The organism is Microbacterium sp. HMWF026, assembly GCF_003061325.1.
Classification (GTDB): Bacteria; Actinomycetota; Actinomycetes; order Actinomycetales; family Microbacteriaceae; genus Microbacterium; species Microbacterium testaceum_E.
Genome location: NZ_QAJB01000182.1, coordinates 4,968 through 9,265, shown reverse-complemented (window position 1 = coordinate 9,265; position 4,298 = coordinate 4,968). Strand labels below are relative to the sequence as shown.

4 protein-coding genes and 1 pseudogene are annotated in these 4,298 nt (G+C 70.7%); 4 read left to right on the top strand and 1 reads right to left on the bottom strand.

All coding sequences use genetic code 11. From position 1 onward, the window contains the following. The first annotated feature begins 166 nt into the window (after positions 1–166). A complete protein-coding gene (locus DBR36_RS07765) occupies positions 167–502 on the top strand; it encodes a potassium transporter Trk (RefSeq protein WP_108318304.1) in 336 nt (111 codons plus the stop codon). Between the two features lie 3 nt (positions 503–505). Here the strand turns inward: DBR36_RS07765 and DBR36_RS07760 are convergent, their stop codons facing one another. Then, positions 506–1,117 carry a zinc-binding alcohol dehydrogenase gene (locus tag DBR36_RS07760; RefSeq protein WP_108318303.1) on the bottom strand — a complete coding sequence of 204 codons (612 nt, stop codon included), beginning with the start codon at positions 1,115–1,117 and terminating at the stop codon, positions 506–508. A 92-nt stretch (positions 1,118–1,209) separates the two neighbouring features. Here DBR36_RS07760 and purM point away from each other — a divergent pair, with 92 nt between their 5' ends. From purM to DBR36_RS18280, 3 genes and pseudogenes are all read left to right on the top strand, one after another. Then, positions 1,210–2,352: a phosphoribosylformylglycinamidine cyclo-ligase gene (gene purM, locus DBR36_RS07755; RefSeq protein ID WP_108318302.1), complete on the top strand. Its 1,143-nt coding sequence runs from the start codon at positions 1,210–1,212 to the stop codon at positions 2,350–2,352. Between the two features lie 6 nt (positions 2,353–2,358). Further along, positions 2,359–3,834, top strand: coding sequence for an amidophosphoribosyltransferase (gene purF / locus DBR36_RS07750; protein WP_108318301.1), 1,476 nt, complete (start codon positions 2,359–2,361; stop codon positions 3,832–3,834). Next, positions 3,831–4,298 (top strand): annotated as a pseudogene (locus DBR36_RS18280) (MFS transporter); the annotation flags it as partial. The gene purF and the pseudogene DBR36_RS18280, both read left to right, overlap by 4 nt.

Genomic DNA, 4,298 nt, shown 5'->3' with positions numbered 1-4,298 from the left:
CCCCTGACCCGCCCCTCTTGCCGGTGAGACCGTAGCCGTTGACCGAAACCGCACGCGATGTCCGCCCGGGGCGCGCGGTCTCGACGAGAGAGTGCGGTTTCGTCAGACGTCGCTCGACGCCGAAGAACCCGGCCCACTCGGCGGCCGACGGTGGGACAATATGCGTATGTCCGACCAGCCCGTCCCCGAGCGTCCGGTGTACATCCGCGACGAGATCGAGACCGTCACGGTGCGCCGCGCACCCAAGTACGGCGTCTTCATGCTGGCGGGTGCCTTCCTCGGCATCCTCGCCGCTCTGATCCTCACCGTCGCGATCGACGGTGCCAACGTCAGCCCCTACACGCAGGTCGCCTACTCGCAGCTGCAGGTGTTCGGCTTCACCGCGCTCATCTGCGTCGTGATCGGTATCTCGGTCGCCGCGGTCGCCGCGCTCGTGTTCGAGCGCGTGCTCAACTCCCGGACGCGTCTGGTCACGGTCGACCACGAGCAGTACGAGGTCTGAGCCTCACGCCAATTCGGCGATGATCGGGTGGATCGCGGCATCGAAGGCCGCGACGTCCCCTCGCAGACCGTCCGTGACCGCGACGGTCAACGAACCGATCCACCACACGCCGCGCTGCGCGAGCGGCAGCACCTGCACGTTCAGCTCGAACGAGTGCGCGCGCCGCCCCACCGCGCGCTCGTGGGCGGCGATCGCGCTCGCGTAGGCGCGGTACGACACCCCCGGCCGCGCGGCCGATTCCCGCGCGTAACGGTCGTGCGCCAGACGGGCGAAGTCGAGCGCGTCGTCGCCGTGGGGTCGGGCGGCTCTGCGCAGGGCATCGGCTCCGTCGACGGGAAGGGCCACGAGCGTGTCGAAGCCGTCGAGCAGCTCGAGCGGCACGGGCGAGGGGTGCGCCTGGGGCTCCACCGTCATCGCCCAGTACTCGCGCCATTCCCGCTCCAGGCGCGCGTGTTCGGCATCCGATCCGTAGGTCGTCAGCGGCGTCGGGACCCGGCGGAGCGACGGCAGTTCTTCGGGGGAGCGGATGCCGAGGACCTGCCGCAGATACAGCGCGACCAGCACCGGTTGCGCCGCGTCCTCGCGGATCACCCACTCCGGCTGACCGCCCGTCATGCAGCAAGTGTAGGGAGGCGCGACGGGGTGCGGGGCGGGCCTTGCGCCGCCGGCGGACACCCGCGCGTGTCCGCCCCGGGTAGTCTGTTCCGGTGGCTTCCGCTCCCCACGAGAACCCCTATTCCGCTGCCGGCGTCGACACCGCTGCCGGAGACCTCGCCGTCGAACTGATGAAGTCGGCCGTGCGCCGCACGCACGGGCCCGAGGTGCTCGGTGGTGTGGGCGGCTTCGCCGGTCTGTTCGACGCCTCGGCCCTGCGCGACTACGCCAAGCCACTGCTCGCGACCAGCACCGACGGCGTCGGCACCAAGGTCGCGATCGCGCAGGCGATCGACAAGCACGACACCATCGGCGAAGACCTCGTCGGCATGGTCGTCGACGACATCGTCGTGGTCGGCGCGCGCCCCCTCTTCATGACCGACTACATCGCGTGCGGCAAGGTCGTGCCGCAGCGCATCGCCGACATCGTCGCGGGCATCGCGCGCGGCTGCGCGCTCACGGGTACCGCGCTGGTGGGCGGCGAGACCGCCGAGCACCCCGGCCTGCTCGGCGTGGACGACTACGACGTCGCGGGAGCGGCGACCGGTGTCGTCGAGGCCGACCGAGTGCTCGGTGCCGACCGGGTCCGCGACGGCGACGTCGTGCTGGCTCTCGCGTCGAGCGGTCTGCACTCCAACGGCTACTCCCTCGTGCGCCACATCATCACCGGCGCGGGCATCGCCTACGGCGCCGCCTCCGCCGACCTCGGCGGCACCTGGGGCGAAGCTCTTCTCGAGCCCACGCGCCTGTACACCTCGCCGCTGCTGCGTCTGCTCGACGACGGCGCGGTGGGCGGTGGCATCCATTCGCTCAGTCACGTGACCGGCGGCGGCATCGCCGCCAACCTCGCGCGCGTGCTGCCGCAGCAGACGTGGGTCGACGTCGACCGTTCGACGTGGAGCCCCTCGCCGGTGTTCCGCGTGCTGGCCGACATGGGCGACCTCGACCTGACCGCCACCGAAGGCACCTGGAACCTGGGCATCGGCTTCCTCGCGGTCGTCGCACCCGAGGTGGCCGACGCGGTGACCGCAGCGCTCACGGCCGACGGGATCGCCACCTGGCAGGTCGGCGTCGTCCGCGATGGCGCCCGCCCCGAGGGCGAGTACGAGCAGGGCGCCAAGGGCGTCGACGGGGGCGCCGTGCGCCTGGTCGGAACCTACGCGGATGCCGGTCACCCGGCGAACGGAGCGAACTAACACCCCATGTGCGGCATCGTCGGCATGGCCGGGCAGGGCCCGGTCAACCAAGAGATCTACGACGCGCTCCTGCTCCTCCAGCACCGGGGACAGGATTCCACGGGCATGGCGACCGCCGAGTCCAGCGGGGTGTTCCACATCCACAAGGCCCGCGGCCAGGTGCGCGAGGCGTTCCGCACGCGCGACATGCGGGCGCTGCTCGGCGACATCGGCCTCGGCCACGTGCGCTACGCGACCAAGGGCACGGCATCCAACGAAGAAGAGGCGCAGCCCTTCTACGTCAACGCGCCGTACGGCATCGTGCTCGTGCACAACGGCAACCTCACCAACACGCGCGAGCTGACGAGCGAGCTGTTCTCGAAGGACCGCCGTCACCTCAACACCAGCAGCGACACCGAGCTGCTCGTGAACATCCTGGGCTCCGAGCTGCAGTCCGAGATCACGGGCCCCGACCTCGATCCCGCGCAGGTGTTCCGCGCCGTCGCGCGCGTGCACGAGCGCGTCGAGGGCTCCTACGCCTCGATCGCGCTGATCGCGGGCTATGGACTGCTCGCGTTCCGCGACCCTTTCGGCATCCGTCCCCTCATCCTGGGCAAGCGCGCCGCCGCCCAGGTGCCCGGCGGCGAGCCGCGCGACGAGTACATCGTCGCGTCCGAGTCGCTCGTGCTCGAGAACGGCGGCTTCGAGGTCGTGCGCGACGTCGAACCCGGCGAGGCCGTGTTCATCACGCTCGACGGCACGCTCCACGCCCAGCAGTGCGCCGAGAAGACGATGCTCGCCCCCTGCTCGTTCGAGTACGTCTACCTCGCGCGTCCCGACTCCGTCATGAACGGCGTCTCCGTCTACGAGACGCGCCTGCGCATGGGTGAGCGCCTGGCCGACACGGTGGCCAAGTACACCCCCGCCGGCGCCATCGACGTGGTCATGCCGATCCCGGACTCGGCGCGCCCCGCAGCGATGCAGGTCGCCCGCAAGCTCGGCATCGAGTACCGCGAGGGCTTCTACAAGAACCGCTACGTCGGCCGCACCTTCATCATGCCCGGGCAGGCGGTGCGCAAGAAGAGCGTGCGCCAGAAGCTCAACGCGATGTCGACCGAGTTCCAGGGCAAGAACGTGCTGCTCGTCGACGACTCGATCGTCCGCGGCACCACGAGCCGCGAGATCATCCAGATGGCCCGGGATGCCGGAGCCAAGAGCGTCACGTTCGCTTCGGCCGCGCCGCCGGTGCGCTACCCCCACGTGTACGGCATCAACATGCCCTCGCGACACGAACTCGTCGCCCACGGACGGACGATCCCCGAGATCGCCGAGGAGCTCGGCTGCGACTACCTCGTGTACCAGGAGGTCGAGGATCTGAAGGCCGCCATCATGGAGGGCACCGACCTGGTCGACCTCGACATGAGCTGCTTCGACGGTCGCTACGTGACGGGCACCGTGTCGGACGAGTACCTCGCCTGGGTCGAGGGCAGCCAGGAGTCTTGACCCGCGCGGGCGCGGGTCGGGTCGCGCTCGCCGCGGCGGCCATCGTCCTGCTCGCGCTGACGCTGCGCCTCGCCGTGGCATCGCTGTCGCCCCTGCTGACGGTCATCGAGCGCGACTTCGCCGTGCCCGCCGCGGTCGTCGGGCTGATCGGCATGGCGCCCCCGGTCGCCTTCGCGTTGTCGGGCATGGTCACGCCGGCGATCGAGCGTCGACTGGGCCTGGAGCGCACCGTGCTGATCGCGGCGACCCTGGGTGCGGCGATGCTCGCGCTGCGCGCCGCGGCGGTCGACGCCGGCTCGCTGCTGGCGGCGACGGCGGGGATCTTCGCCGCGGTGGGGGTGGCGAACGTGCTGCTGCCGACCGTGGTCAAGAAGTACTTCCCCGGTCGGATCGGCCTGATGACGACGGTCTACTCCACGACGATGGCGGTCGCGACCTTCGTCCCGCCGTTGGTCGCGGTCCCC

Coding starts and splice junctions, on each gene's coding strand:
- DBR36_RS07760 (WP_108318303.1), bottom strand. CDS start 1,117: ATGACGGGCGGTCAGCCGGAGTGGGTGATCCGCGAGGACGCGGCGCAA.
- purF (WP_108318301.1), top strand. CDS start 2,359: ATGTGCGGCATCGTCGGCATGGCCGGGCAGGGCCCGGTCAACCAAGAG.
- DBR36_RS07765 (WP_108318304.1), top strand. CDS start 167: ATGTCCGACCAGCCCGTCCCCGAGCGTCCGGTGTACATCCGCGACGAG.